Here is a 26,491-nt window from a genome sequence, read left to right as displayed (position 1 = left end):
GCAAAGGTATAAGCGATGAATAACGATGTTTTCCCGAATAAATTCAAAGCCGCACTGGCTGCGAAACAGGTACAAATTGGTTGCTGGTCAGCACTCTCTAACCCGATTAGCACTGAAGTTCTTGGTTTGGCTGGGTTTGACTGGCTGGTGCTGGATGGCGAACATGCGCCAAACGATATCTCCACGTTTATTCCGCAGTTAATGGCCTTGAAAGGCAGCGCCAGCGCGCCAGTAGTGTGAGTGCCGACCAACGAGCCGGAAATTATTAAGCGTCTTCTGGATATCGGTTTCTATAACTTCCTGATTCCTTTTGTAGAAACAAAAGAGGAAGCAGAGCAGGCGGTGGCATCAACCCGTTACCCACCGGAAGGCATTCGCGGCGTCTCCGTTTCTCACCGCGCCAATATGTTTGGCACCGTGGCGGATTATTTCGCTCAGTCGAACAAGAACATCACTATTCTGGTCCAGATAGAAAGTCAGCAGGGCGTAGATAACGTCGATGCCATTGCCGCTACCGAAGGCGTAGACGGCATCTTCGTCGGCCCCAGCGATCTGGCCGCGGCATTAGGCCATCTCGGCAATGCATCACACCCGGATGTACAAAAAGCAATTCAGCACATTTTTAACCGTGCCAGCGCGCACGGCAAACCCAGCGGTATCCTCGCGCCGGTCGAAGCCGATGCGCGTCGTTATCTGGAATGGGGCGCGACGTTTGTGGCTGTCGGCAGCGATCTCGGCGTCTTCCGCTCTGCCACTCATAAACTGGCTGATACCTTTAAAAAATAACCACCACCGCAACAAGAGAGATGATTGATATGACTATGAAAGTTGGTTTTATTGGCCTGGGGATTATGGGTAAACCAATGAGTAAAAACCTTCTGAAAGCAGGTTACTCGCTGGTGGTTGCTGACCGTAACCCAGAAGCTATTGCTGACGTGATTGCTGCAGGTGCAGAAACAGCCTCTACGGCTAAAGCGATCGCTGAACAGTGCGACGTCATCATAACCATGCTGCCAAACTCCCCTCATGTGAAAGAGGTGGCGCTGGGTGAGAATGGCATTATTGAAGGCGCGAAGCCAGGTACGGTATTGATCGATATGAGTTCTATCGCACCGCTGGCAAGCCGTGAAATCAGCGAAGCGCTGAAAGCGAAAGGCATTGATATGCTGGATGCTCCGGTGAGCGGCGGTGAACCGAAAGCCATCGACGGTACGCTGTCAGTGATGGTGGGCGGCGACAAGGCTATTTTCGACAAATACTATGATTTGATGAAAGCAATGGCGGGTTCCGTGGTGCATACCGGGGCAATTGGTGCAGGTAACGTCACCAAACTGGCGAATCAGGTCATTGTGGCGCTGAATATTGCCGCGATGTCAGAAGCGTTAACGCTGGCAACTAAAGCGGGCGTTAACCCGGACCTGGTGTATCAGGCAATTCGCGGTGGACTGGCGGGCAGTACCGTGCTGGATGCCAAAGCGCCGATGGTGATGGACCGCAACTTCAAGCCGGGCTTCCGTATTGATCTGCATATTAAGGATCTGGCAAATGCGCTGGATACTTCCCACGGCGTCGGCGCGCAACTGCCGCTCACAGCTGCGGTTATGGAGATGATGCAGGCACTGCGAGCAGATGGTTTAGGAACGGCGGATCATAGCGCCCTGGTGTGCTACTACGAAAAACTGGCGAAAGTCGAAGTTACTCGTTAATGACGTCGTGCCCGGATGGCGTATTGCAATCCGGGCCTGGAATCCAGGCCGAATAAGAGAAACGCCCTCCGGCGTCATGTGGTAACAGGCATAGGTATGAAAATCGTAATCGCCCCAGACTCTTATAAAGAAAGTTTATCTGCCAGCGAGGTTGCGCAGGCGATAGAAAAAGGATTTCGGGAAATTTTTCCTGATGCACAGTACGTTTCTATTCCGGTTGCCGACGGTGGCGAAGGAACGGTGGAAGCGATGATTGCAGCCACCCAGGGTTCTGAACGTCACGCCTGGGTTACAGGGCCGCTGGGCGAGAAAGTGAATGCCAGTTGGGGGATCTCCGGCGATGGCAAAACCGCGTTTATTGAAATGGCGGCGGCCAGTGGGCTGGAGCTGGTACCTGCGGAAAAACGCGATCCACTCGTGACCACTTCACGCGGCACAGGCGAGTTAATCCTGCAGGCGCTGGAGAGCGGCGCGACAAACATTATTATCGGCATTGGCGGTAGCGCTACAAATGATGGCGGCGCAGGCATGGTACAGGCGCTGGGGGCGAAATTATGCGACGCCAACGGCAATGAAATTGGTTTTGGCGGCGGTAGTCTTAATACTCTGAATGATATTGATATTTCCGGCCTCGATCCGCGCTTAAAAGATTGCGTCATTCGCGTCGCTTGTGATGTCACCAATCCGCTGGTGGGCGATAACGGCGCATCGCGCATCTTTGGCCCACAAAAGGGAGCCAGTGAAGCGATGATTGTTGAGCTGGACAATAACCTCTCTCACTATGCCGATGTCATTAAAAAAGCGCTGCATGTTGATGTAAAAGATGTCCCCGGCGCAGGAGCTGCGGGCGGTATGGGTGCGGCGCTGATGGCGTTTCTTGGTGCGGAACTGAAAAGTGGTATTGAAATCGTCACTACGGCGCTGAATCTGGAGGAACATATTCACGATTGTACGCTGGTGATCACCGGTGAAGGGCGTATTGACAGCCAGAGTATTCACGGCAAGGTACCGATTGGCGTCGCAAACGTGGCGAAGAAGTACCATAAACCGGTGATTGGCATTGCGGGTAGCCTGACCGATGATGTTGGCGTTGTACATCAGCATGGCATTGATGCGGTCTTCAGCGTATTGACCAGCATAGGTACGTTGGACGAAGCATTCCGCGGGGCTTATGACAATATCTGCCGTGCTTCACGTAATATTGCCGCGACACTGGCGATTGGAATGCGCAACACGGGGTGACAAGGGCGCGCAAACCCTCTATACTGCGCGCCGAAGCTGACCAGACAGTCGCCGCTTCGTCGTCGTCCTCTTCGGGGGAGACGGGTGGAGGGGAGGAAAGTCCGGGCTCCATAGGGCAGGGTGCCAGGTAACGCCTGGGGGGGAAACCCACGACCAGTGCAACAGAGAGCAAACCGCCGATGGCCCGTGCAAGCGGGATCAGGTAAGGGTGAAAGGGTGCGGTAAGAGCGCACCGCGCGGCTGGTAACAGTCCGTGGCACGGTAAACTCCACCCGGAGCAAGGCCAAATAGGGGTTCATAAGGTACGGCCCGTACTGAACCCGGGTAGGCTGCTTGAGCCAGTGAGCGATTGCTGGCCTAGATGAATGACTGTCCACGACAGAACCCGGCTTATCGGTCAGTTTCACCTGTTTTACGTAAAAACCCGCTTCGGCGGGTTTTTGCTTTTGGAGGGGCAGAAAGATGAATGACTGTCCACGACGCTATACCCAAAAGAAAGCGGCTTATCGGTCAGTTTCACCTGATGTACGTAAAAACCCGCTTCGGCGGGTTTTTGCTTTTGGAGGGGCAGAAAGATGAATGACTGTCCACGACACTATACCCAAAAGAAAGCGGCTTATCGGTCAGTTTCACCTGATGTACGTAATAAACCGTTCCGGCGGGTTTCAGATTGTTGAGTGCGCTTTATTCATGCCGGATGCTGCGTGAACGCCTTATCCTGCCTACAAAAGCACGCAAATTCAATATATTGCAGAGATGGCGTAGGCCTGATAAGCGTAGCGCATCAGGCATTTTTGCGGTTGCCATCAGTTTCAAACCCGCGTCGATAAGTTTTTGCTTTTGGTGCACAGGGTAAGATGAATATCTACGGTATTAATAATAGACTTTGTAAGAAGTTATTAAGTCTATATTGCATTTAAAAGGTCGTAATTATACGTATAGTCCTCTCTGGTAAAATATTGATTCTCTGAGTTATATGCTTCATATGTGTTATATTCCCCGACCTCAAAGCCATTGTCCGGAGAATTTTCGTCTTTCTCGAGGGTATTAACTCTTCTGAGCTAGAGTCTTCTATGTTTAAATCCATAGTATAATTAATTTGGGGGACGACCAGATAAGCATTTTCTTTGATATTTTCATAATCTTCAATGATTGTATCGATGTAATCATATGTTTTTTTTGATGAGAATTCTTTCATCTCTGGTAATTTAATTCTGTTCAAGCAATTGTTGATTTTCGATGAGCTTTTATATATTTCTTTTGTTAATTCATTTTCTAATTTATCTGTAAGAGTTGCCCTTGGTATAGATTTTATAATTGCAAATCTCATAATTTTTAATTGTTCTTCGGTAATGTCTCCAAGCTCATTTAAACAACTTTCGACAAACTTGATTTTTTCTTCAGAATACATATCGCTAATGCTTATTAAAACAGGCGTTATTTTTAGTAAATAATCCCAGGAGATTGTGGCGTTTTGTGTTGAACTAACAAAATTAACCTGAAACATGTTGGCATTAGTAAAATTTGTTGAATCCAATTTAAAATGATTTAGAATAGTATTAGCCATATGTTTATCTGTGAAATCATAATAATCTAAATCGACATTACGTAAGTCCAGAGAGGATAGATCAACTATATCTCCAGTCCCACAACTAAAGATTACGTTCAACCTCCTGATTTCATTGTAAATATCTTTTAATGGGCAATTAACATTGATATTGCCTGTAGATATTTCCTAGTTTTTTAACGGTTCATTAATGGTAAGTTCGCAGGTATTGTCCGATCGTTGAATAATTTGGGTGTTATAACCTAAAAAATCCAGACGAAGAGACGAGTCATTATAAAGAATTACATTTTGTAAGTACGCTAATTCTTTTTGAAAATCACCAGTGATAATGCATTTTCCACTTGGTTGTAACGCGTTAAGTAAAGTGACCATTTGAATAGAGGTCTGTTTTAGTTTTTCTATACCTGGTGCTAGTGCTTCGAGGTTATTTCCTATGGGGCTTTCAGGAAGGTCATTCATTTTTCGACGGACTAAATCACTACTAATATCATTACCAATTGATGAAACAGGGAACATTATTTTATCCTTTATAAATAATCAATAAAAATCATTATTAAAATGATCGGGTGAAAAAAAGAGAATTTGCCAACAATCTGAAGTAATGCAGGTTTTATTAAAGTGCCTAGGGGGTGTTAAGATGGCTTCTTTTTGGGTGAACTTTGCGCAATACTTAGAAATCGTCTCCTTAATACATTCCAGCTCTTTTTTATTGACGGCTGAGCAAGTACATTGTTCACCAAAAGGTGCAAAAGTGCCTACATCTAATGTTTGTATGATATAATCATCATGTTCTCCTGTAGAAATATCTATGATGAATGGACTCATATTTTCCGGTTGGATTCGGAATCATGACAGAAGGAACATCGCCTTGATAGAAATTCAATGCAGTAATTGCAGATAATACTCTCCGGAGTTCATTACTTATACTGTAAATTTTATTAACGTCATTGGTGGAGACAATTTCTGCAAACTTTCTTTTTACCGTCCAATAATCAATATTTCTATTGTGATTGTTAACCACTGCGTGCATTGGCGGGATTGAAGGGTGAAAAATATGTGCAATTGGGAAGCCTTTCATTGATGCCTGCCTTGTCGTCATGACAAACAATAATAGATGCTTATTTTCCTCGCACGACACTTACGCACTATCAAAAAATGCTCATTTACCCGGCGTTACAGTAAACGAAGCAACATTCTGTGTCCTACGCTGATGTAAAGCACAGTGAAAATCCCCCTTGTTGACTTCGTCTGACCTTATCGCGGCGACCAGCAATTATTCGTTTTGTGATCCTCAACACAAAATGCTATTCGTCGCCTATGAGGGGAGAAGAATTTATGGAAAACGATTGCATTCACAAAATGACGTCCTGTCAGAAGAGAAAAAGTTGACGTTAATCAATTGTTCGAGATGATCAATACCTGTATTCGAAATTTTAAAATATTGATAAAATAAATGTTTGTTCTCCAACAAATAGCGTGAAAAAATGTGACGTGCCGCAGTATTTATCGCTGAAAATGGTTTATTTATAATAAAATTTGAGAACTTGCTCATTAAATTTAACTCAAATTTTGCCTGGTAATTATCCGGTAATTGCTTGAAATATGGTCTCAGCCCCTTTTTTGTATTAACCACATAACGAATGATGTTATCGCCATAAAATATGGTTATCCCCGTCATTTTTTTTTGATAAAAATCAGGGTTTATGCTGATTTTTATGCTTTAACTTGTTGATATTTAAAGATGTTTAATTGTAATAACGATACCTTGGAAAGTAATGAAAGTTAATTTGTGAGTGGTCGCACATATCCTGTTTATTTCATTTTGATACACTTCATGCCGTCAATGAGGTAATTAACGTAGGTCGTTATGAGCACTATTCTTCTTCCGAAAACGCAGCACCTGGTAGTCTTTCAGGAAGTCATTAGAAGTGGCTCTATCGGCTCGGCTGCAAAAGAATTAGGGTTAACTCAACCGGCCGTCAGTAAAATCATTAACGATATTGAAGATTATTTTGGTGTGGAATTAGTGGTGCGGAAAAATACCGGTGTAACATTAACACCTGCCGGTCAATTGTTACTCTCCCGTTCCGAATCCATTACCCGTGAAATGAAAAATATGGTTAATGAGATAAGCGGTATGTCTTCTGAAGCGGTGGTGGAAGTCTCATTTGGTTTTCCTTCATTGATTGGTTTTACTTTTATGTCAGGGATGATCAACAAGTTCAAAGAGGTGTTCCCGAAAGCGCAGGTTTCTATGTATGAAGCGCAACTGTCTTCGTTCTTACCGGCAATCCGCGACGGTCGACTGGATTTTGCGATTGGTACGTTAAGTGCAGAAATGAAGCTTCAGGATTTACATGTTGAGCCGCTGTTCGAGTCCGAGTTTGTGCTGGTAGCCAGTAAGTCCCGAACATGCACCGGCACCACCACGCTGGAGTCGTTGAAGAACGAACAGTGGGTGTTGCCACAAACTAATATGGGGTACTACAGCGAACTGCTTACTACGTTACAAAGAAATGGCATCAGTATTGAAAACATCGTTAAAACCGACTCAGTCGTGACAATTTATAATCTTGTTCTCAATGCTGATTTCTTAACTGTAATTCCTTGTGATATGACGTCACCTTTTGGTTCTAATCAATTTATTACTATTCCGGTTGAAGAAACATTACCTGTGGCACAATATGCCGCGGTATGGTCGAAAAATTATCGTATTAAAAAAGCAGCATCGGTTTTGGTGGAATTAGCCAAAGAGTATTCATCTTATAATGGGTGTAGACGAAGGCAATTAATAGAAGTTGGTTAGTTGTTTGTTTTTATTTAAACATAAATAATCCACCTGTCTGTTTTGCAGGTGTCGGTTACGGTTACCTACATATTTAATTCAGGCGAAGAGGTTTTATAATGCATATTACATACGATCTGCCGGTTGCTATTGATGATATTATTGAAGCGAAACAACGACTGGCTGGGCGAATTTATAAAACAGGCATGCCTCGCTCCAACTATTTTAGTGAACGTTGCAAAGGTGAAATATTCCTGAAGTTTGAAAATATGCAGCGTACGGGTTCATTTAAAATTCGTGGCGCATTTAATAAATTAAGTTCACTGACCGATGCGGAAAAACGCAAAGGCGTGGTGGCCTGTTCTGCGGGCAACCATGCGCAAGGGGTTTCGCTCTCCTGCGCGATGCTGGGTATCGACGGTAAAGTGGTGATGCCAAAAGGTGCGCCAAAATCCAAAGTAGCGGCAACGTGCGACTACTCCGCAGAAGTCGTTCTGCATGGTGATAACTTCAACGACACTATCGCTAAAGTGAGCGAAATTGTCGAAATGGAAGGTCGTATTTTTATCCCACCTTACGATGATCCGAAAGTGATTGCTGGCCAGGGAACGATTGGTCTGGAAATTATGGAAGATCTCTATGATGTCGATAACGTGATTGTGCCAATTGGTGGTGGTGGTTTAATTGCTGGTATTGCGGTGGCAATTAAATCTATTAACCCGACCATTCGTGTTATTGGCGTACAGTCAGAAAACGTTCACGGCATGGCGGCTTCTTTCCACTCCGGAGAAATAACCACGCACCGAACTACCGGCACCCTGGCGGATGGTTGTGATGTCTCCCGCCCGGGTAATTTAACTTACGAAATCGTTCGTGAATTAGTCGATGACATCGTGCTGGTCAGCGAAGACGAAATCAGAAACAGTATGATTGCCTTAATTCAGCGCAATAAAGTCGTCACCGAAGGCGCAGGCGCTCTGGCATGTGCTGCATTATTAAGCGGTAAATTAGACCAATATATTCAAAATAGAAAAACCGTCAGTATTATTTCCGGCGGCAATATCGATCTTTCTCGCGTCTCTCAAATCACCGGTTTCGTTGACGCTTAATTAATTCGTTGAGGATAGGATATGAGTACTTCAGATAGCATTGTATCCAGCCAGACAAAACAATCGTCCTGGCGTAAATCAGATACCACATGGACGTTAGGCTTGTTTGGTACGGCAATCGGCGCCGGGGTGCTGTTCTTCCCTATCCGCGCAGGTTTTGGCGGACTGATCCCGATTCTTCTGATGTTGGTATTGGCATACCCCATCGCATTTTATTGCCACCGGGCGCTGGCGCGTCTGTGTCTTTCTGGCTCTAACCCTTCCGGCAACATTACGGAAACGGTGGAAGAGCATTTTGGTAAAACTGGCGGCGTGGTTATCACGTTCCTGTACTTCTTCGCGATTTGCCCACTGCTGTGGATTTATGGCGTTACTATTACCAATACCTTTATGACGTTCTGGGAAAACCAGCTCGGATTTGCACCGCTGAATCGCGGCTTTGTGGCGCTGTTCCTGTTGCTGCTGATGGCTTTCGTCATCTGGTTTGGTAAGGATCTGATGGTTAAAGTGATGAGCTACCTGGTATGGCCGTTTATCGCCAGCCTGGTGCTGATTTCTCTGTCGCTGATCCCTTACTGGAACTCTGCAGTTATCGACCAGGTTGACCTCGGTTCGCTGTCGTTAACCGGTCATGACGGTATCCTGATCACTGTCTGGCTGGGGATTTCCATCATGGTTTTCTCCTTTAACTTCTCGCCAATCGTCTCTTCCTTCGTGGTTTCTAAACGTGAAGAGTATGAGAAAGACTTCGGTCGCGACTTCACCGAACGTAAATGTTCCCAAATCATTTCTCGTGCCAGCATGCTGATGGTTGCAGTGGTGATGTTCTTTGCCTTTAGCTGCCTGTTTACTCTGTCTCCGGCCAACATGGCGGAAGCCAAAGCGCAGAATATTCCAGTGCTTTCTTATCTGGCTAACCACTTTGCGTCCATGACCGGTACGAAAACAACGTTCGCGATTACACTGGAATATGCGGCTTCCATCATCGCACTCGTGGCTATCTTCAAATCTTTCTTCGGTCACTATCTGGGGACGCTGGAAGGCTTGAATGGTCTGATTCTGAAGTTCGGTTATAAAGGTGACAAAACCAAAGTGTCGCTGGGTAAACTGAATACTCTCAGCATGATCTTCATCATGGGCTCCACCTGGGTTGTTGCCTACGCCAACCCGAACATCCTCGACCTGATTGAAGCCATGGGCGCACCGATTATCGCATCCCTGCTGTGCCTGTTGCCGATGTATGCTATCCGTAAAGCGCCGTCTCTGGCGAAATACCGTGGTCGTCTGGATAACGTGTTTGTTACCGTGATTGGTCTGCTGACCATCCTGAACATCGTATACAAACTGTTTTAATCCGTAACTCAGGATGAGAAAAGAGATGAATGAATTTCCGGTTGTTTTGGTTATTAACTGTGGTTCGTCTTCGATTAAGTTTTCCGTACTCGATGCCAGCGATTGTGAAGTATTAATGTCAGGTATTGCCGACGGTATTAACTCGGAAAATGCATTCTTATCCGTAAATGGGGGAGAGCCAGCACCGCTGGCTCACCACAGCTACGAAGGTGCATTGAAGGCAATTGCATTTGAACTGGAAAAACGGAATTTAAATGACAGCGTGGCCTTAATTGGCCACCGCATCGCTCACGGCGGCAGTATTTTTACCGAGTCCGCCATTATTACCGATGAAGTCATTGATAATATCCGTCGCGTTTCTCCACTGGCACCCCTGCATAATTACGCAAATTTAAGTGGTATTGAATCGGCGCAGCAATTATTTCCGGGCGTAACTCAGGTGGCGGTATTTGATACCAGTTTCCACCAGACGATGGCTCCGGAAGCTTATTTATACGGCCTGCCGTGGAAATATTATGAAGAGTTAGGTGTACGCCGTTATGGTTTCCACGGCACGTCGCACCGCTATGTTTCCCAGCGCGCACATTCGCTGCTGAATCTGGCGGAAGATGACTCCGGCCTGGTTGTGGCGCATCTTGGCAATGGCGCGTCAATCTGCGCAGTTCGCAACGGTCAGAGTGTTGACACCTCAATGGGAATGACGCCGCTGGAAGGCTTGATGATGGGTACCCGCAGTGGCGATGTCGACTTTGGTGCGATGTCCTGGGTCGCCAGCCAAACCAACCAGAGCCTGGGTGACCTGGAACGCGTAGTGAATAAAGAGTCGGGATTATTAGGTATTTCCGGTCTTTCTTCGGATTTACGTGTTCTGGAAAAAGCCTGGCATGAAGGTCACGAACGCGCGCAACTGGCAATTAAAACCTTTGTTCACCGAATTGCCCGTCATATTGCCGGACATGCAGCTTCATTACGTCGGCTGGATGGAATTATATTCACCGGCGGAATAGGAGAGAATTCAAGTTTAATTCGTCGTCTGGTCATGGAACATTTGGCTGTATTAGGCGTAGAGATTGATACAGAAATGAATAATCGTTCTAACTCTTTTGGCGAGCGAATTGTTTCCAGTGAAAATGCGCATGTCATTTGCGTCGTTATTCCGACTAACGAAGAAAAAATGATTGCTTTGGATGCCATTCATTTAGGTAAAGTTAACGCGCCCGCAGAATTTGCATAATTTAGTTGAAGTATTGTAGAGAGATTATTTTTCATGAAGGTAGATATTGATACCAGCGATAAGCTGTACGCTGACGCATGGCTTGGCTTTAAAGGTACGGACTGGAAAAGCGAAATTAATGTCCGCGATTTTATTCAACATAACTATACACCGTATGAAGGCGATGAATCTTTTCTCGCCGAAGCGACGCCTGCCACCACGGAATTGTGGGAAAAGGTAATGGAAGGCATCCGTATCGAAAACGCAACCCACGCGCCGGTTGATTTCGATACCAATATTGCCACCACAATTACCGCTCATGATGCGGGATATATTAACCAGCCGCTGGAAAAAATTGTTGGCCTGCAAACGGATGCGCCGTTGAAACGTGCGCTACACCCGTTCGGTGGCATTAATATGATTAAAAGTTCATTCCACGCCTATGGCCGTGAAATGGACAGTGAATTTGAATATCTGTTTACCGATCTGCGTAAAACCCATAACCAGGGCGTATTTGATGTTTACTCACCGGATATGCTGCGCTGCCGTAAATCTGGCGTGCTGACCGGTTTACCAGATGGCTATGGTCGTGGGCGCATTATCGGTGACTATCGCCGCGTAGCGCTGTATGGCATCAGTTATCTGGTGCGTGAACGCGAACTGCAATTTGCCGATCTCCAGTCTCGTCTGGAAAAAGGCGAGGATCTGGAAGCCACCATCCGTCTGCGTGAGGAGCTGGCAGAGCATCGTCATGCGCTGTTGCAGATTCAGGAAATGGCGGCGAAATATGGCTTTGATATCTCTCGCCCGGCGCAGAATGCACAGGAAGCGGTGCAGTGGCTCTACTTCGCTTATCTGGCGGCAGTGAAATCGCAAAATGGCGGCGCGATGTCGCTGGGGCGCACGGCATCGTTCCTGGATATCTACATTGAGCGCGACTTTAAAGCTGGCGTCCTCAATGAGCAGCAGGCACAGGAACTGATCGATCACTTCATCATGAAGATCCGTATGGTACGCTTCCTGCGTACACCGGAATTTGATTCGCTGTTCTCCGGCGACCCAATCTGGGCGACGGAAGTGATCGGCGGGATGGGGCTGGACGGTCGTACGCTGGTGACCAAAAACTCCTTCCGCTATTTGCACACCCTGCACACTATGGGGCCGGCACCGGAACCTAACCTGACCATTCTTTGGTCGGAAGAATTACCGATTGCCTTCAAAAAATATGCCGCGCAGGTGTCGATCGTCACCTCTTCCTTGCAGTATGAAAATGACGATCTGATGCGTACTGACTTCAACAGCGACGATTACGCGATTGCCTGCTGCGTCAGCCCAATGGTGATTGGTAAGCAAATGCAGTTCTTTGGTGCACGCGCTAACCTGGCGAAAACGCTGCTCTACGCAATTAACGGCGGGGTGGACGAGAAGCTGAAGATTCAGGTCGGGCCGAAAACAGCACCGCTGATGGACGACGTGCTGGATTACGACAAAGTGATGGACAGCCTCGATCACTTCATGGACTGGCTGGCGGTGCAGTACATCAGCGCGCTGAATATCATTCACTACATGCACGACAAGTACAGCTACGAAGCTTCGCTGATGGCGCTGCACGATCGTGATGTCTATCGCACTATGGCATGCGGCATCGCGGGCCTGTCGGTGGCGACGGACTCCCTGTCTGCCATCAAATATGCCCGCGTGAAACCAATCCGTGACGAAAACGGCCTGGCGGTGGACTTTGAAATCGACGGTGAATATCCGCAGTACGGCAACAACGACGAGCGCGTAGACAGCATTGCCTGCGACCTGGTTGAACGCTTTATGAAGAAAATTAAAGCGCTGCCAACCTATCGCAACGCCGTCCCTACCCAGTCGATTCTGACTATCACTTCTAACGTGGTGTACGGCCAGAAAACCGGTAATACGCCGGACGGTCGTCGCGCCGGAACACCGTTCGCGCCGGGCGCTAACCCGATGCATGGTCGTGACCGCAAAGGTGCCGTGGCCTCATTGACGTCGGTGGCGAAACTGCCGTTCACCTACGCCAAAGATGGGATCTCGTACACCTTCTCAATCGTTCCTGCGGCGCTGGGCAAAGAAGATCCAGTACGTAAAACCAACCTTGTCGGCCTGCTGGATGGGTATTTCCACCACGAAGCGGATGTCGAAGGCGGTCAACACCTCAACGTCAACGTAATGAATCGGGAAATGCTGCTGGATGCCATCGAGCACCCGGAAAAATATCCTAACCTGACAATCCGTGTCTCTGGCTACGCCGTGCGCTTCAACGCACTGACCCGTGAACAGCAACAGGATGTTATTTCACGTACTTTTACCCAGGCGCTCTGACGCCGGAGGATGTATGAAAAAGATTATCGAAACGCAACGTGCCCCAGGCGCAATCGGCCCTTATGTTCAGGGCGTTGATTTAGGCAGCATGGTCTTCACCTCCGGGCAAATTCCGGTTTGCCCGCAGACCGGTGAGATCCCGGCTGATGTGCAAGATCAGGCGCGTTTAAGCCTCGAAAACGTCAAAGCGATCGTGGTTGCTGCCGGGCTGAGCGTGGGCGATATCATCAAGATGACCGTGTTCATCACCGATCTGAATGATTTTGCCACCATCAATGAAGTCTATAAGCAGTTCTTCGATGAGCATCAGGCGACCTACCCGACCCGGAGCTGTGTGCAGGTTGCGCGTTTGCCGAAAGATGTGAAGCTGGAAATTGAAGCTATCGCAGTACGTAGTGCGTAAAGCCTCGTGAGCGGGACGGTCGCAAGGTCGTTCCGCTCCACTTCACTGAACGGCAATCCGAGGGTGTGGATATGATTAGTGCATTCGATATTTTCAAAATTGGGATTGGTCCCTCCAGTTCGCATACCGTGGGGCCAATGAATGCCGGAAAAAGTTTTATTGATCGGCTGGAAAGTAGCGGCTTATTAACCGCGACGAGCCATATTGTGGTCGATCTGTACGGGTCGTTGTCACTGACGGGCAAAGGCCATGCCACGGATGTCGCCATTATCATGGGACTGGCAGGAAACAGTCCGCAGGATGTTGTCATTGATGAGATCCCTGCATTTATAGAGTTAGTAACGCGCAGCGGGCGGCTGCCAGTGGCATCTGGTGCGCATATTGTTGATTTTCCTGTAGCAAAGAACATTATCTTCCATCCCGAAATGTTGCCTCGCCATGAGAACGGAATGCGGATCACTGCCTGGAAGGGACAGGAAGCGCTATTAAGTAAAACCTATTACTCTGTCGGCGGCGGGTTTATTGTCGAAGAAGAACACTTCGGCCTGTCGCACGATGTCGAAACGTCCGTACCTTACGATTTCCACTCAGCAGGTGAACTGCTGAAAATGTGTGATTACAACGGCCTGTCTATATCTGGCCTGATGATGCACAACGAGCTGGCGCTGCGCAGCAAAGCGGAAATTGACGCAGGGTTTGCCCGTATCTGGCAAGTGATGCATGACGGTATTGAACGCGGGATGAACACTGAAGGCGTGCTGCCTGGTCCGCTCAATGTGCCGTGTCGTGCCGTAGCGCTGCGTCGTCAGCTGGTTTCTAGCGATAACATCTCTAACGATCCGATGAATGTCATCGACTGGATCAACATGTACGCGCTGGCGGTTAGTGAAGAAAACGCAGCTGGCGGGCGCGTGGTAACGGCACCGACTAACGGTGCGTGCGGCATTATTCCGGCAGTGCTGGCTTATTACGATAAGTTCCGTCGTCCGGTAAACGAGCGGTCAATTGCCCGCTATTTTCTGGCAGCGGGGGCTATTGGCGCGCTGTATAAAATGAACGCCTCCATCTCTGGCGCGGAGGTCGGCTGTCAGGGGGAGATTGGCGTGGCCTGTTCAATGGCAGCGGCAGGGTTAACTGAACTACTGGGCGGCAGTCCGGCGCAGGTATGCAATGCGGCGGAAATCGCGATGGAGCATAACCTTGGGCTGACCTGCGATCCGGTTGCCGGACAGGTACAAATCCCGTGCATTGAACGTAATGCCATTAATGCCGTGAAAGCAGTAAACGCCGCGCGGATGGCGATGCGCCGCACCTCGGCACCGCGTGTTTCACTCGATAAAGTGATCGAGACGATGTATGAAACCGGCAAAGATATGAACGATAAATACCGCGAAACATCACGCGGAGGACTGGCCATTAAAGTGGTCTGCGGCTGACATTGCTGTCAGCTTTCATCCTTGGGTGCACAAATGTGCACCTTTTTTTTGTGATCTGCCGCAAATAGAGAATGAATATTCTCTTGTGATTAATTTAGTAGAAAATTCTTATCCATCTCCGTTATTTTAAAGTCTTGATTGTGAAGATTTTCTCTGACCTCGCGCGTATCATTTCTTTATTCTAATAACTCGCCTGCAAAAACGTAGACCGCATATCGCCTTGATGCGGCTCGGAAAAAAATAATAAGCCCTACAAAATATTGAGCGAGAAATTATGGAAATTGCATCGAATAAAGGCGTCATTGCAGACGCTTCGACCCCGGCGGGTCGTGCTGGAATGAGTGAGAGCGAGTGGCGAGAAGCGATCAAATTCGACAGTACTGACACCGGCTGGGTGATTATGAGTATCGGGATGGCGATTGGCGCGGGGATTGTTTTTCTCCCGGTGCAGGTCGGTTTGATGGGATTGTGGGTATTTTTGCTCTCATCGGTGATTGGTTACCCGGCAATGTATCTGTTTCAGCGGTTGTTTATTAATACGCTGGCAGAATCACCAGAATGTAAAGATTACCCGAGTGTCATTAGCGGTTATTTAGGTAAAAACTGGGGCATCCTGTTAGGTGCGCTCTATTTCGTAATGCTGGTGATTTGGATGTTCGTCTATTCCACCGCCATCACCAACGATAGTGCTTCCTATCTGCATACCTTCGGCGTGACGGAAGGGTTGCTGTCAGACAGTCCCTTTTATGGTCTGGTACTGATTTGCATTCTGGTGGCGATCTCTTCACGCGGCGAGAAATTGTTATTCAAAATTTCGACCGACATGGTGCTGACCAAGCTGCTGGTAGTCGCTGCGCTGGGCGTGTCGATGGTGGGAATGTGGCATCTGTATAACGTCGGTTCGCTACCGCCGCTGGGGCTGCTGGTGAAAAACGCCATTATTACGCTGCCGTTTACCCTGACGTCGATTCTGTTTATCCAGACGTTAAGCCCGATGGTGATCTCTTATCGCTCGCGGGAAAAATCAATTGAAGTGGCGCGGCATAAAGCATTGCGGGCAATGAATATCGCGTTTGGCATTTTGTTTGTCACCGTCTTTTTCTACGCCGTGTCGTTCACGCTGGCGATGGGACATGACGAAGCGGTAAAAGCCTACGAGCAGAATATTTCCGCGCTGGCGATTGCCGCACAGTTTATTAGCGGTGACGGCGCAGCGTGGGTGAAAGTGGTCAGCGTCATTCTCAATATCTTTGCTGTCATGACTGCATTCTTTGGCGTCTATTTAGGCTTTCGCGAAGCAACGCAAGGGATCGTAATGAACATCCTGCGTCGCAAGATGCCTGCCGAGAAGATTAACGAAAATCTTGTTCAGCGCGGCATCATGATTTTCGCCATTTTGCTGGCCTGGAGCGCCATCGTACTGAACGCACCGGTGTTGAGCTTCACCTCTATCTGTAGCCCGATTTTCGGCATGGTAGGGTGCCTGATCCCGGCGTGGCTGGTTTACAAAGTACCGGCATTGCACAAATACAAAGGGATGTCTCTGTACCTGATTATCGTCACTGGTTTGTTGCTTTGTGTTTCTCTGTTCCTGGCATTTTCTTGATTTACCTGAAATTTTAAGGTTTTTAATATGTTTGATTCGACTTTAAATCCGTTATGGCAGCGTTACATCCTCGCCGTTCAGGAGGAAGTAAAACCGGCGCTGGGATGTACTGAACCGATTTCACTGGCGCTGGCGGCGGCGGTTGCTGCGGCAGAACTGGAAGGTCCGGTTGAACGTGTAGAAGCCTGGGTTTCGCCAAATCTGATGAAGAACGGTCTGGGCGTCACCGTTCCCGGCACGGGAATGGTGGGGCTGCCGATTGCGGCGGCGCTGGGGGCGTTAGGTGGAAATGCCAACGCCGGGCTGGAAGTGCTGAAAGACGCAACTGCGCAGGCAATTACCGATGCCAAAGCACTGCTGGCGGCGGGGAAAGTCTCTGTTAAGATCCAGGAACCTTGCAATGAAATCCTCTTCTCACGCGCCAAAGTCTGGAACGGTGAGAAGTGGGCGTGTGTCACCATCGTCGGCGGGCATACCAACATTGTGCATATTGAGACGCACAATGGTGTGGTGTTTACCCACCAGGCGTGTGTGGCAGAGGGCGAGCAAGAGTCGCCGCTGACGGTGCTTTCCAGAACGACGCTGGCTGAGATCCTGAAGTTCGTCAATGAAGTCCCATTTGCGGCGATCCGCTTTATTCTCGATTCCGCGAAGCTAAATTGTGCGTTATCGCAGGAAGGTTTGAGCGGTAAGTGGGGGCTGCATATTGGCGCGACGCTGGAAAAACAGTGCGAGCGCGGTTTGCTGGCGAAAGATCTCTCTTCATCCATTGTGATTCGTACCAGCGCGGCATCCGATGCGCGTATGGGCGGCGCTACGCTTCCGGCTATGAGTAACTCCGGCTCGGGTAACCAGGGGATCACTGCAATAATGCCTGTGGTGGTTGTAGCAGAACACTTCGGAGCGGATGATGAACGACTGGCGCGTGCGCTGATGCTTTCTCATTTGAGCGCAATTTACATCCATAACCAGTTACCGCGTTTGTCTGCACTTTGTGCCGCAACGACCGCAGCAATGGGGGCCGCCGCCGGGATGGCATGGCTGGTGGATGGGCGTTATGAAACTATCTCGATGGCGATCAGCAGTATGATCGGCGATGTCAGCGGCATGATTTGCGATGGTGCGTCGAACAGCTGCGCGATGAAGGTTTCGACCAGTGCTTCGGCTGCGTGGAAAGCGGTGTTAATGGCGCTGGATGATACCGCCGTGACCGGCAATGAAGGGATCGTGGCGCATGATGTTGAGCAGTCGATTGCCAACCTGTGTGCGTTAGCAAGCCATTCGATGCAGCAAACGGATCGGCAGATTATCGAGATTATGGCGAGCAAGGCCAGATAAACGCCAGGTTTTGAGTATTGTGCCGGATGCGATGCTGGCGCACCTTATCCGGCCTACGGGGTGCTCAACTTGTTGATGTTGTTGTGTTTTGTACCTGATGCCGGATGCGATGCTGGCGCATCTTATCCGGCCTACGGGGTGTTTAATTTGTTGATGTTGTTGTGTTTTGTAGGCCGGATAAGGCGTTTACGCCGCATCCGGCAACCTGTCTTTACGCGGTAGCTTCATCCTCGGCTAAACGCGTTTCAGCATCCGCGACGATAGCTTCCAGCTCGCTCAACATCTCTTCATAGCCAAAATTTTTGGCGGTGCGAGCAGGTTCTTTCGCCACCACGGGCTTCGCTGGCTGGCGCTTTTTGGTCGATTTTTTACTCATCATCATCTCCCTGTAAAAACAACTAGACAGGCAAATCTATCAGCAAAGCGCGCAGTGGGGAATCGGCAACCAGCGTAATGTTAGCCTCGTCACGAATAAACGCCCCATCACCGCAGGTTAGCGCCGCTTTCTCTTCATGATGCGTAAGCGCATGAAATTTCCCGTGAATCGATTGCAAATACGCGCGTGGCCCATGCAACTGGAAATTCGCACTTTCGCCTTTGTCGAGCACGATATGGTGCAGCCACACTTGTTGGCGTAATTGCAGGCTTCCCATCGCACCCTCTGGCGAGGCGATTAATTGCTGCTTGTCCATATTAAGCGCCAGCTTTTGAATCAGCGGATTCTCTCGCTGCGGGCAGGTATCCAGCCAAAGCTGCATTCGCGTTAACGGTTTGTCTTTGCTGAGATTGTGTTCGCTATAGCTGACACCCGGCTGGGTAGAGAGCAGCAACGCCTCTCCGGCGCTGGCCTGAACATGATTGCCTTCGCTGTCGCGATACTCTGCTTCTCCATCCAGAATCACATTTAAAATATCGACTTTGGGATAGGTTCGCGGCTGAAAGGCGGCACCTGGGGCCAGCACTTCCTGGTTAAGCACACGCAGGGAGGCATAGCCTAACAATTTCGGGTCGAAGTAGTGTCCAAAGGAAAAAGTATACCGGGCCTGCAACCATCCGTAGTCTGCTTGTCCACACTGCCTGGCAGTTCGGGTAGTAATCATAATTCTTGACCTCTCTTTACTTCCTTTTATGGTAAGGGGCTGGACGCTACATTGTTAGCCAGATATTCTGCCCGGTATGTTCAAATTTCCTGAATGAGAACGAAATGGCCAAAGAAAGGGCATTAACGCTGGAAGCACTACGGGTTATGGATGCGATCGATCGCCGGGGCAGTTTTGCGGCGGCAGCGGATGAGCTGGGACGCGTGCCTTCCGCACTTAGCTACACCATGCAAAAACTGGAAGAAGAGCTGGATGTGGTGCTGTTTGACCGCTCGGGCCATCGCACCAAATTCACCAATGTCGGGAGGATGTTGCTGGAGCGAGGGCGCGTTTTGCTGGAAGCCGCAGATAAACTGACTACTGATGCGGAAGCTCTCGCGCGCGGTTGGGAAACGCATCTCACCATTGTGACCGAAGCGCTGGTACCGACACCTGCCTTTTTCCCGTTAATCGACAAACTGGCGGCAAAAGCCAATACCCAACTGGCAATCATCACAGAAGTGCTGGCGGGGGCGTGGGAACGGCTGGAGCAGGGGCGGGCGGATATCGTTATCGCGCCGGATATGCATTTTCGTTCCTCGTCGGAGATCAACTCGCGCAAGCTCTATACGTTAATGAACGTCTACGTTGCCGCGCCTGATCACCCGATTCATCAGGAGCCGGAACCGTTATCTGAAGTGACGCGTGTGAAATATCGTGGAATTGCGGTAGCGGATACCGCTCGTGAGCGCCCGGTGTTGACCGTACAGCTGCTGGACAAACAGCCGCGCTTAACGGTGAGCACGATTGAAGATAAACGTCAGGCATTACTGGCGGGGCTTGGCGTGGCGACGATGCCGTATCCGATGGTCGAAAAAGATATTGCGGAAGGGCGGTTGCGTGTCGTCAGCCCGGAATCGACCAGCGAGATCGATATTATTATGGCCTGGCGTCGTGACAGTATGGGGGAAGCGAAATCCTGGTGTCTGCGGGAAATTCCAAAGTTGTTCGCTGGAAAATAATCTATTAAGCACCTTTCACAAGGTGCTTCTGACTGCTGACAAACGCAAAACTGCCTGATGCGCTACGCTTATCAGGCCTACGCAGTCACTGCAATATATTGAATTTTGGCAATTTGTAGGCTGGATAAGGCGTTTACGCCGCATCCGGCATAAACAAAGCGCACTTTGTCAACAATTTGAAGCACCTTTTACAAGGTGCTTAATCATTATTCTTGTTCCAGTTTTGGATCTGGTCCAAAGCGGTTTTCGCCTGGCGTACCCGCCTGGCAGTTAAAGACGATGATAATAAGCCAGCCGATAAACGGGATTAAGAATAGCAGTGCCCACCACGCCGAGCGGTCGGTGTCGTGCAGGCGGCGGAACTGAACCGCCCACCACGGTAAAAACACCAGAATACCGTAGATTATCGTCAGGATGCCTTCGCCACCAGCGCGTTGCCAGCCTAACATTTTATCCAGCAGCCCCAGCACGAACGTAAAGATGATGTTGACCAGAATAAACATCCAGTACTCTTTGCGCCGCGCACGACCCCGGAAACCGACATAATTTTTTAGTACTTTCAGATACCAGTCCATTTTTGCCTCAATTTTGCTCAATCACTTGTTTTTAAAGCAGCAAATTAAGAATAGACGTGAATGAAATGGCAGTAAATATTCGTTCAAGGAATTAATAAAGTGCCGTGAAGGCGCGCTAAGACTGATGGCAAGCGCAAAATCGCCAGATGCGCTACGCTTATCTGGCCTACGCGGTCATTGTAACATATTGAATATAAACGCTTTGTAGGTTTGATAAGGCGTTCACGCCGCATCCGACATGAACAACATGCACTTAGCTAATTATCAGAGGCACCTCGTAAGGTGCCTTTTTTTAACCGAAGCGAACATCTCGTCCATGCGGTTCATCGAGATCCTGCCACGGACCAATTGAAATAATCCCCGTAGGGTTGATGGTCTTATGGCTGCGGAAGTAATGATTACGGATGTGATCGAAATTGACAGTTTCGGCGATCCCCGGCATCTGGTAGATATCGCGCAGGAAGCCATACAGATTCAGGTAATCGCTGATGCGGTGCTTATCACACTTGAAGTGGGTCACATACACTGGATCAAAACGCACCAGCGTAGTCCACAGGCGAATATCGGCTTCGGTTAGCTGGTTGCCGGTCAGGTAACGATGCTGGCCTAAAATCTGCTCCAGTCGCGCCAGCGATTCAAACACTTTCGCCACCGCCTCGTCGTAGGCTTGCTGGCTGGTGGCAAAACCAGCTTTATACACGCCGTTGTTAACGGTGTCATAAATCCAGCCGTTAAGTTCGTCAATTTTCGTTTGCAGGGCTGGTGGGTAGTAATCACCCGCTTTTGCGCCCAGCGCATCAAACGCGGTATTGAACATGCGGATGATTTCTGCTGATTCGTTGCTGACGATGGTGTGGTTCTTTTTGTCCCACAGCACGGGAACAGTAACTCGTCCGCTGTAGTGTGGATCGGCGTGGAGATAAAGCTGATACAGAAATTCATGTTGATAGAGCGTATCTCCGGTTGCTCCCGGAAAACTGTCATCAAAGGTCCAGCCGTTTTCCAGCATCAGCGGGTTCACTACGGAAACGGAAATAAACGGTTCCAGTCCTTTGAGTTTGCGCATGATCAGCGTGCGGTGCGCCCACGGGCAGGCGAGTGAAACATAGAGATGATAACGATCTTTCTCTGCGATAAAACCGCCTGTGCCAGTGGGGCCAGGTGCGCCATCGGCAGTGAGCCAGTTACGAAATGCGGAAGCTGAACGTTGAAATTTACCGCCGGTAGATTTGGTATCGTACCAGGTGTCATGCCAGACGCCGTCAATCAGTTGACCCATTTTTCTCTCCTCCAATAGCAAAAACGAGGAGCTTCCTCCTCGTTTTTTATCGTTAAGTATAGCGCGTGCTTACCACTTTTTATTCAGCAGGCGGCCGATGCTATACGCGCCCGGACCGGTAATTGCCAGCAGCAGGAATCCGCCAGAAATTGTCAGGTTTTTCATGAACATCAGCGAGTTGACGCCTTCAGCAAAGTTGCTGTGAAATAAAAATGCCGTCAGCAGCATAAAACCCGGGACACCCATTGCTTCCATATATTGTTGGGTACCAGAGTAAGCGGTGATTTTTCCCCAGCCTGCGGTAATAAACAGAATCGGCATTAAAATGTGCGCTACCAGTACACCAACATCTTCTAATTTTTTCATCATACTCTCCACTGCGCCACTCAGGCTGCTGATTGTTTTTTTGTGCAAGGGCGCGCTATTAGCGTCGTTGCTGTCGATGGAGAGAATCATAAACGTGGTGAATGATGATTGTTAGCAAGGAAAACTGTCAAAAATATTCAAAAAATTTGATGGATAAGGCCGGAATTGCTCCGGCCAGAGGGAAGTTAACCGCGAAGCTGTTGCTGCTTGAGGGTCGTTTTAACCAGACGCCAGGCGCTCCATACGCCAAAACCGCGTCTGGCCCAGCGGACCAGCATATTAGGATGGCGAATCGTCCAGATCGCCATCACTCTACTGCCAACCAGCGCCCAGGAGCGCAGACTTAGCAGCATATTCCAGCGACGATCGTAAGCGCCTGTTGCCTCCAGCCATTCACGACTACTGGCGGAAATATCCAGCCGTTGTTGCTGGATCTGGCTAAGCAGTTGCGCCTTACGTCGTTCACGTTCGACTTTACTGCTCACGGGACTCCTCCTCGAGCAGTTGCCGATCGTTTGCCAGCTCATGGCGTGTATGGCGCAGCAAGGTGGATTTACGCGATTTACGTAACGTCCAGATACCGCCAATCAGTGCCAGTAGCAGCAACACCACGGTGGTGGCAATCATCGCATTCAGGCGATATTGCGGATCAACCGCCCAAATAATTAGCACCATCAGGCTCATAAGACCAAATGCAGCGAAAAGCATCGTCAGGCCCAGCATCAGTAAAAGTTGAAAGAGATTAGCTTTTTCCTCTTCCAGCTCCACCACCGCCAGCCGCAGACGTGTTTCCACCATTTCAACCATGATGGAAACAATTCGCTGCCCGATGCCCAGAACGCTTTTACCGGGCCCTTGCGCGTGATGAGTGTCCGCCATAATTAACGACGCGACAGCAGAACGCCGAGCACTACACCGATTGCAGCGCCAATTCCCACGCCGGTCCACGGATTTTCACGCACATACTCATCAGCACGCGCCGCCGCGACACGGGTTTGTTTGGCGATGGCATCACCGGTTTCACCCAGGCGATAACGGCTCTGTTTCAGTGCCTGCTCCGCTTTGCTACGAATCTTACTCAACTCTTCTTTCGACTTCTCGCCAGATGAGCTAAGCACCTCTTCCAGCGTATCGGAAAGGGATTTCAACTCAGCACGCAGATGTTCCGTAGTGTGTTCTTTCGACATAGTTTTCTCCAGGTGAGTAAGTAGTGACTATTGTGAGTTAGTAGTCGCGCGCTTCCAGCTTTTTCAGCTCTTCCTGCGCTTCTGCCAGTTTCCGTTCTATCGGCATCGCCTTTTTGCTTCGCCTCGGCTAAATCTTGCTGGCGTTCCGCCACCTCATCTTTCTGCTTTGCGATTTTCTTGTGATGATCGGCACGCAGCTGGCTATCTGAACAGTTGGCCCGGACTTCACTCAGGGCTTTATTCAGACCGTCAATACGATTCTGGTTTTGGTGTTTTTCGGCATAGCTGATCTCCTTAAGGATATTTTGCTCCTTTTCCTGACACAGGGTAGTGGCATAACTACCGGCACTAAGAGCAAAGAGAGAAACAGCTAAAGCGATGCGGTATTTCATTCTTGAACCTTCCATTGTGATTCGGACCTATTACAAAGGAACGATTGTCCAGACAACGAAGCGGTAGTGTTAACCACCGCCTCATTAATCATAGACAGTTACGGTGAAATCACCAAAGTGAGTGATATGTTTCGGATAACAGGAAGTTATCCGAAGCGATGAGAGTTATCCCGTAACCGGGTCAGCCACTGCATAGCCTGACTGTTATTGTCCTGCTGCGCAATGATGTAGCCATGGGGCAATGTTCTGTCGAGGACCGCTTTTGCGGCGGCGCTCTGGTCGCTGGAGTCAAATGTAATTAACAGAGTGTCGTTTTTGGGGGTGATACTTTTGAAAGGAATGCCATGAGCGTCAAGGTGATGCCAGATCGAAAAACCGTCTGGCATCGTTGTGCCTTGATGAACGGCACGAATCGCCAGCGTAGACTCTTGCTGGCGAACCGCGGACCAGGCCAGCAACAGCGTGCCGACCAGAAGTAAAACAGTGCCGGACCAGGCTAGCTGGCGAAGCGACATGCGAGGTATTTGCATCCCTTACCCCCGATTTCCATATTTCTTTTTCCATAACACGACCAGAGAACCTGCCAGGCCAAACACCAGCAGCACCACCGGGAGCAGCATCAGGCATGACATCAGCTGGTCCTCGTACTTTAAAAATACCGGCGTTTTGCCGAGCATGTAACCCAGAGTTGTCAGGATCAATACCCACAGCAGACCGCTCATCCAGTTGAAGAACTGAAAGCGCGCGTTATTCAGCCCTGATAACCCGGCAATCGTCGGCAGCAGTGTTCTGACAAATGCAATAAAGCGACCAATTAACAGCGCCGATAAACCGTGTTTATGAAAAAGATGGTGTGCGCGTTGATGATAATGCGCGGGTAAATGAGATAGCCAGTTTTGTACGGTGCGGGTATTGCCCAGCCATCGCCCCTGAATATAGCTGACCCAGCAACCGAGGCTGGCGGCAACGGTCAGCAGCAGAATCGTTTGCGGGTAACCCATCGCGCCTTTCGCAATCAACACGCCGACCAATACCAGTAAACTGTCGCCCGGTAAAAAGGCCGCCGGAAGCAAGCCATTTTCAAGGAACAAAATTACAAACAAGACAAAATACAACATGCCAATCATCGATGGATTGGCCAGGGTTTCAAAATCCTGCGCCCACAGGGCTTGCAGCAATTGGGTCAAAAGTTCCATTCATTATTCCTGGTGAATCGGTTAACGCCACGCTGGTTTTAAAAGATGCACTACCGCAATGTTATTGCTGTTTTGGTATGTTCTGCGGGTTTGATACATCAACACAGCCTGAACTATTCCCTGTTAAAACGTGAGATAAGAAAGCATTCAAAAGCATAAATTCAAATTGAATCTAATTGTAACAAAGGTCAACGTTGTTCGTTATCAAAATTACATGTCCGTGGAGTCTGATTTTGCTGATTGCAGGGGAGGGTGGCGAGAGGATTTACACAGGCTGACACTTTATACTTTTCGCTTACCGACGAGACAAACAGGCGCATTGCAGCGCCTGTCGGACAGGAATTTCATTTGCTGCCGCTGGTGGCCGTATCGAGATGCACTACCGGGTTTTCGGCGAACAGATAGCGGTCGGCATTGAACTCGAAATCGTCGCTGGTTTCGTTAAATAACATGATTTTGGTGTTTTCCAGATGCTGCCACATTGCCAGCTTAGCAGCATGAGGATCTTTGCGAATTAACGCCTTGAGAATTTGATCGTGGTCATCACACCAGTTATCAACGGTACGGGAATCAATGTGTTCGTGTAGTTTTTTCCAGTACGGGTTATGGCTACGCTGGGTCCACATTTTTTCAACGATGGCCGCCAGGGCGGAGTTCTGCGTCGCCAGGGCTACCTGAATGTGGAACTGTAAATCCCACTCGGAATCACGGAAGCATTGTTCGCCGCGCGCCTGTTCCTGAATGGCCATCAGTTTCATGATGTCTTGTTTCGTTACCTGAGTTGCCGCGAACTCGGCAATATTACTTTCGATGAGCTGGCGAGCCTGAAGCAACTCAAACGGACCGTAATTGGCGAATTCCATATTATTGTCAGCCGCCTGCTGATGACGCGGCTGGTTGGAAACCACATGAATACCTGAACCTTTACGCACCTCCACATAGCCTTCAACTTCCAGCATGATGATGGCTTCACGAACTACCGTTCGGCTGACGTTCTTTTCATCGGCAATAAAGCGTTCGGCAGGCAGTTTATCACCCACCAGATAGACGCCCTGTTCAATGCGCTCTTTCAGGTCAGCAGCAAGTTGTTGATACAAACGGCGTGGTTCAGTGATTTCCATATGCGTCTCCCGGAGTGGAATGCGGACGAAGTTATCATACCACTTTATTCATGGGTATGCCATTGGTCATATATAAATTTGATGATTGAATTGGTAATGACTCCAACTTACTGATAGTGTTTTATGTTCAGATAATGCCCGATGACCTTGTCATGCAGCTCCACCGA

Annotated in this window: 26 protein-coding genes, 1 other RNA gene and 4 pseudogenes; 14 read left to right on the top strand and 17 right to left on the bottom strand. The window is 49.0% G+C overall.

Annotated elements, in window-relative coordinates; genetic code table 11:
• The first annotated feature begins 15 nt into the window (after positions 1 to 15).
• The 4 genes and pseudogenes from garL to rnpB all read left to right on the top strand — a co-directional run bounded on the left by garL (position 16) and on the right by rnpB (position 3,357).
• A pseudogene (gene garL, locus ABZJ92_RS10740) lies at positions 16 to 786 on the top strand (2-dehydro-3-deoxyglucarate aldolase).
• A 29-nt stretch (positions 787 to 815) separates the two neighbouring features.
• Positions 816 to 1,706, top strand: coding sequence for a 2-hydroxy-3-oxopropionate reductase (gene garR, locus ABZJ92_RS10735; RefSeq protein ID WP_005089576.1), 891 nt, complete (start codon positions 816 to 818; stop codon positions 1,704 to 1,706).
• A 96-nt stretch (positions 1,707 to 1,802) separates the two neighbouring features.
• Positions 1,803 to 2,948: a glycerate 2-kinase gene (gene garK, locus ABZJ92_RS10730; RefSeq protein WP_005050911.1), complete on the top strand. Its 1,146-nt coding sequence runs from the start codon at positions 1,803 to 1,805 to the stop codon at positions 2,946 to 2,948.
• Positions 2,949 to 2,980: 32 nt separating this feature from the next.
• Positions 2,981 to 3,357, top strand: an RNA gene (rnpB, locus tag ABZJ92_RS10725) — RNase P RNA component class A.
• A gap of 496 nt (positions 3,358 to 3,853) precedes the next feature.
• Here rnpB and ABZJ92_RS10720 read toward each other — a convergent pair.
• The 3 genes and pseudogenes from ABZJ92_RS10720 to tdcR form a co-directional block, all read right to left on the bottom strand.
• Positions 3,854 to 5,031, bottom strand: a pseudogene (locus tag ABZJ92_RS10720) (YhaC family protein).
• A 21-nt stretch (positions 5,032 to 5,052) separates the two neighbouring features.
• Positions 5,053 to 5,593, bottom strand: a pseudogene (yhaB, locus tag ABZJ92_RS10715) (protein YhaB).
• A 255-nt stretch (positions 5,594 to 5,848) separates the two neighbouring features.
• Complete coding sequence (gene tdcR, locus ABZJ92_RS10710) at positions 5,849 to 6,067, bottom strand: transcriptional activator TdcR (RefSeq protein ID WP_001390702.1); 219 nt, start codon at positions 6,065 to 6,067, stop codon at positions 5,849 to 5,851.
• 315 nt (positions 6,068 to 6,382) lie between these two features.
• Here tdcR and tdcA point away from each other — a divergent pair, with 315 nt between their 5' ends.
• The 9 genes from tdcA (at position 6,383) to cyuA (ending at position 18,107) form a co-directional block, all read left to right on the top strand.
• Entirely contained in the window at positions 6,383 to 7,321 is a 939-nt protein-coding gene (gene tdcA, locus ABZJ92_RS10705) for a transcriptional regulator TdcA (protein ID WP_000104211.1), read from the top strand.
• 98 nt (positions 7,322 to 7,419) lie between these two features.
• Positions 7,420 to 8,409 carry a bifunctional threonine ammonia-lyase/L-serine ammonia-lyase TdcB gene (tdcB, locus tag ABZJ92_RS10700; RefSeq protein ID WP_000548347.1) on the top strand — a complete coding sequence of 330 codons (990 nt, stop codon included), beginning with the start codon at positions 7,420 to 7,422 and terminating at the stop codon, positions 8,407 to 8,409.
• A gap of 21 nt (positions 8,410 to 8,430) precedes the next feature.
• On the top strand, positions 8,431 to 9,762 hold the full coding sequence (gene tdcC, locus ABZJ92_RS10695; protein ID WP_000107721.1) for a threonine/serine transporter TdcC: 1,332 nt from the start codon (positions 8,431 to 8,433) through the stop codon (positions 9,760 to 9,762).
• A gap of 25 nt (positions 9,763 to 9,787) precedes the next feature.
• The gene (gene tdcD / locus ABZJ92_RS10690; protein ID WP_005050924.1) at positions 9,788 to 10,996 is read left to right on the top strand and encodes a propionate kinase; all 1,209 of its coding nucleotides are present in this window, start codon (positions 9,788 to 9,790) and stop codon (positions 10,994 to 10,996) included.
• 33 nt (positions 10,997 to 11,029) lie between these two features.
• A complete protein-coding gene (gene tdcE, locus ABZJ92_RS10685; RefSeq protein WP_000861753.1) occupies positions 11,030 to 13,324 on the top strand; it encodes a 2-ketobutyrate formate-lyase/pyruvate formate-lyase in 2,295 nt (764 codons plus the stop codon).
• A 13-nt stretch (positions 13,325 to 13,337) separates the two neighbouring features.
• The gene (locus ABZJ92_RS10680) at positions 13,338 to 13,727 is read left to right on the top strand and encodes an enamine/imine deaminase (RefSeq protein WP_000719990.1); all 390 of its coding nucleotides are present in this window, start codon (positions 13,338 to 13,340) and stop codon (positions 13,725 to 13,727) included.
• A gap of 71 nt (positions 13,728 to 13,798) precedes the next feature.
• Positions 13,799 to 15,163, top strand: a complete 1,365-nt coding sequence (tdcG, locus tag ABZJ92_RS10675; protein WP_000622110.1) for an L-serine ammonia-lyase — start codon at positions 13,799 to 13,801, stop codon at positions 15,161 to 15,163.
• 274 nt (positions 15,164 to 15,437) lie between these two features.
• The gene (locus ABZJ92_RS10670; protein ID WP_000401579.1) at positions 15,438 to 16,769 is read left to right on the top strand and encodes an SLC5/6 family protein; all 1,332 of its coding nucleotides are present in this window, start codon (positions 15,438 to 15,440) and stop codon (positions 16,767 to 16,769) included.
• Positions 16,770 to 16,796: 27 nt separating this feature from the next.
• Positions 16,797 to 18,107 (top strand): cysteine desulfidase, encoded by a 1,311-nt coding sequence (gene cyuA, locus ABZJ92_RS10665; protein ID WP_000460533.1) that lies wholly within the window; start codon positions 16,797 to 16,799, stop codon positions 18,105 to 18,107.
• A gap of 211 nt (positions 18,108 to 18,318) precedes the next feature.
• Here cyuA and yhaL read toward each other — a convergent pair whose 3' ends face one another.
• Both yhaL and ABZJ92_RS10655 read right to left on the bottom strand, forming a co-directional pair.
• Entirely contained in the window at positions 18,319 to 18,483 is a 165-nt protein-coding gene (gene yhaL / locus ABZJ92_RS10660; RefSeq protein ID WP_005050939.1) for a protein YhaL, read from the bottom strand.
• Positions 18,484 to 18,505: 22 nt separating this feature from the next.
• Positions 18,506 to 19,207 carry a pirin family protein gene (locus ABZJ92_RS10655; RefSeq protein WP_000633582.1) on the bottom strand — a complete coding sequence of 234 codons (702 nt, stop codon included), beginning with the start codon at positions 19,205 to 19,207 and terminating at the stop codon, positions 18,506 to 18,508.
• 104 nt (positions 19,208 to 19,311) lie between these two features.
• Between ABZJ92_RS10655 and yhaJ the strand changes: the two genes are divergently transcribed.
• Complete coding sequence (gene yhaJ, locus ABZJ92_RS10650) at positions 19,312 to 20,208, top strand: DNA-binding transcriptional regulator YhaJ (RefSeq protein ID WP_001041008.1); 897 nt, start codon at positions 19,312 to 19,314, stop codon at positions 20,206 to 20,208.
• A gap of 206 nt (positions 20,209 to 20,414) precedes the next feature.
• Here the strand turns inward: yhaJ and ABZJ92_RS10645 are convergent, their stop codons facing one another.
• From ABZJ92_RS10645 to ABZJ92_RS10590, 12 genes and pseudogenes are all read right to left on the bottom strand, one after another.
• Positions 20,415 to 20,783, bottom strand: coding sequence for a DUF805 domain-containing protein (locus ABZJ92_RS10645; protein ID WP_005050947.1), 369 nt, complete (start codon positions 20,781 to 20,783; stop codon positions 20,415 to 20,417).
• A gap of 292 nt (positions 20,784 to 21,075) precedes the next feature.
• Complete coding sequence (gene yqjG / locus ABZJ92_RS10640; RefSeq protein WP_000531201.1) at positions 21,076 to 22,062, bottom strand: glutathionyl-hydroquinone reductase YqjG; 987 nt, start codon at positions 22,060 to 22,062, stop codon at positions 21,076 to 21,078.
• Between the two features lie 69 nt (positions 22,063 to 22,131).
• Positions 22,132 to 22,428: a DoxX family protein gene (locus tag ABZJ92_RS10635; protein WP_000732225.1), complete on the bottom strand. Its 297-nt coding sequence runs from the start codon at positions 22,426 to 22,428 to the stop codon at positions 22,132 to 22,134.
• 185 nt (positions 22,429 to 22,613) lie between these two features.
• On the bottom strand, positions 22,614 to 22,913 hold the full coding sequence (locus tag ABZJ92_RS10630; protein ID WP_000096080.1) for a YqjK-like family protein: 300 nt from the start codon (positions 22,911 to 22,913) through the stop codon (positions 22,614 to 22,616).
• On the bottom strand, positions 22,903 to 23,307 hold the full coding sequence (locus tag ABZJ92_RS10625; RefSeq protein WP_000785722.1) for a phage holin family protein: 405 nt from the start codon (positions 23,305 to 23,307) through the stop codon (positions 22,903 to 22,905). The genes ABZJ92_RS10630 and ABZJ92_RS10625 overlap by 11 nt, the downstream gene beginning before the upstream one ends.
• A 2-nt stretch (positions 23,308 to 23,309) precedes the next feature.
• The gene (locus ABZJ92_RS10620) at positions 23,310 to 23,615 is read right to left on the bottom strand and encodes a DUF883 family protein (protein ID WP_000031415.1); all 306 of its coding nucleotides are present in this window, start codon (positions 23,613 to 23,615) and stop codon (positions 23,310 to 23,312) included.
• A gap of 37 nt (positions 23,616 to 23,652) precedes the next feature.
• Positions 23,653 to 24,007 (bottom strand): annotated as a pseudogene (gene yqjC / locus ABZJ92_RS10615) (DUF1090 family protein YqjC).
• Between the two features lie 146 nt (positions 24,008 to 24,153).
• Positions 24,154 to 24,537: an EnvZ/OmpR regulon moderator MzrA gene (gene mzrA, locus ABZJ92_RS10610; protein WP_001166768.1), complete on the bottom strand. Its 384-nt coding sequence runs from the start codon at positions 24,535 to 24,537 to the stop codon at positions 24,154 to 24,156.
• A 3-nt stretch (positions 24,538 to 24,540) separates the two neighbouring features.
• Complete coding sequence (gene yqjA / locus ABZJ92_RS10605; RefSeq protein ID WP_000422149.1) at positions 24,541 to 25,203, bottom strand: DedA family general envelope maintenance protein YqjA; 663 nt, start codon at positions 25,201 to 25,203, stop codon at positions 24,541 to 24,543.
• Between the two features lie 21 nt (positions 25,204 to 25,224).
• Positions 25,225 to 25,308 (bottom strand): protein YqiM, encoded by an 84-nt coding sequence (yqiM, locus tag ABZJ92_RS10600; RefSeq protein WP_211180508.1) that lies wholly within the window; start codon positions 25,306 to 25,308, stop codon positions 25,225 to 25,227.
• A gap of 239 nt (positions 25,309 to 25,547) precedes the next feature.
• Entirely contained in the window at positions 25,548 to 26,324 is a 777-nt protein-coding gene (gene exuR, locus ABZJ92_RS10595) for a transcriptional regulator ExuR (RefSeq protein WP_000406488.1), read from the bottom strand.
• Positions 26,325 to 26,431: 107 nt separating this feature from the next.
• On the bottom strand, positions 26,432 to 26,491 hold a 60-nt coding region (locus ABZJ92_RS10590; protein WP_071528444.1), incomplete at its 5' end, for an IS1 family transposase.

Source organism: Shigella sp. FJ200513 (genome assembly GCF_040495915.1).
Classification (GTDB): domain Bacteria; phylum Pseudomonadota; class Gammaproteobacteria; order Enterobacterales; family Enterobacteriaceae; genus ECMA0423.
This window is presented reverse-complemented; position numbering and strand designations above follow the sequence as displayed.

Bases quoted from the DNA above. Each gene is read 5' to 3' on its own strand.
- garR (WP_005089576.1), top strand. From the start codon at position 816: ATGACTATGAAAGTTGGTTTTATTGGCCTGGGGATTATGGGTAAACCA.
- garK (WP_005050911.1), top strand. From the start codon at position 1,803: ATGAAAATCGTAATCGCCCCAGACTCTTATAAAGAAAGTTTATCTGCC.
- tdcR (WP_001390702.1), bottom strand. From the start codon at position 6,067: ATGAGCAAGTTCTCAAATTTTATTATAAATAAACCATTTTCAGCGATA.
- tdcA (WP_000104211.1), top strand. From the start codon at position 6,383: ATGAGCACTATTCTTCTTCCGAAAACGCAGCACCTGGTAGTCTTTCAG.
- tdcB (WP_000548347.1), top strand. From the start codon at position 7,420: ATGCATATTACATACGATCTGCCGGTTGCTATTGATGATATTATTGAA.
- tdcC (WP_000107721.1), top strand. From the start codon at position 8,431: ATGAGTACTTCAGATAGCATTGTATCCAGCCAGACAAAACAATCGTCC.
- tdcD (WP_005050924.1), top strand. From the start codon at position 9,788: ATGAATGAATTTCCGGTTGTTTTGGTTATTAACTGTGGTTCGTCTTCG.
- tdcE (WP_000861753.1), top strand. From the start codon at position 11,030: ATGAAGGTAGATATTGATACCAGCGATAAGCTGTACGCTGACGCATGG.
- ABZJ92_RS10680 (WP_000719990.1), top strand. From the start codon at position 13,338: ATGAAAAAGATTATCGAAACGCAACGTGCCCCAGGCGCAATCGGCCCT.
- tdcG (WP_000622110.1), top strand. From the start codon at position 13,799: ATGATTAGTGCATTCGATATTTTCAAAATTGGGATTGGTCCCTCCAGT.
- ABZJ92_RS10670 (WP_000401579.1), top strand. From the start codon at position 15,438: ATGGAAATTGCATCGAATAAAGGCGTCATTGCAGACGCTTCGACCCCG.
- cyuA (WP_000460533.1), top strand. From the start codon at position 16,797: ATGTTTGATTCGACTTTAAATCCGTTATGGCAGCGTTACATCCTCGCC.
- yhaL (WP_005050939.1), bottom strand. From the start codon at position 18,483: ATGAGTAAAAAATCGACCAAAAAGCGCCAGCCAGCGAAGCCCGTGGTG.
- ABZJ92_RS10655 (WP_000633582.1), bottom strand. From the start codon at position 19,207: ATGATTACTACCCGAACTGCCAGGCAGTGTGGACAAGCAGACTACGGA.
- yhaJ (WP_001041008.1), top strand. From the start codon at position 19,312: ATGGCCAAAGAAAGGGCATTAACGCTGGAAGCACTACGGGTTATGGAT.
- ABZJ92_RS10645 (WP_005050947.1), bottom strand. From the start codon at position 20,783: ATGGACTGGTATCTGAAAGTACTAAAAAATTATGTCGGTTTCCGGGGT.
- yqjG (WP_000531201.1), bottom strand. From the start codon at position 22,062: ATGGGTCAACTGATTGACGGCGTCTGGCATGACACCTGGTACGATACC.
- ABZJ92_RS10635 (WP_000732225.1), bottom strand. From the start codon at position 22,428: ATGAAAAAATTAGAAGATGTTGGTGTACTGGTAGCGCACATTTTAATG.
- ABZJ92_RS10625 (WP_000785722.1), bottom strand. From the start codon at position 23,307: ATGGCGGACACTCATCACGCGCAAGGGCCCGGTAAAAGCGTTCTGGGC.
- ABZJ92_RS10620 (WP_000031415.1), bottom strand. From the start codon at position 23,615: ATGTCGAAAGAACACACTACGGAACATCTGCGTGCTGAGTTGAAATCC.
- mzrA (WP_001166768.1), bottom strand. From the start codon at position 24,537: ATGCAAATACCTCGCATGTCGCTTCGCCAGCTAGCCTGGTCCGGCACT.
- yqjA (WP_000422149.1), bottom strand. From the start codon at position 25,203: ATGGAACTTTTGACCCAATTGCTGCAAGCCCTGTGGGCGCAGGATTTT.
- exuR (WP_000406488.1), bottom strand. From the start codon at position 26,324: ATGGAAATCACTGAACCACGCCGTTTGTATCAACAACTTGCTGCTGAC.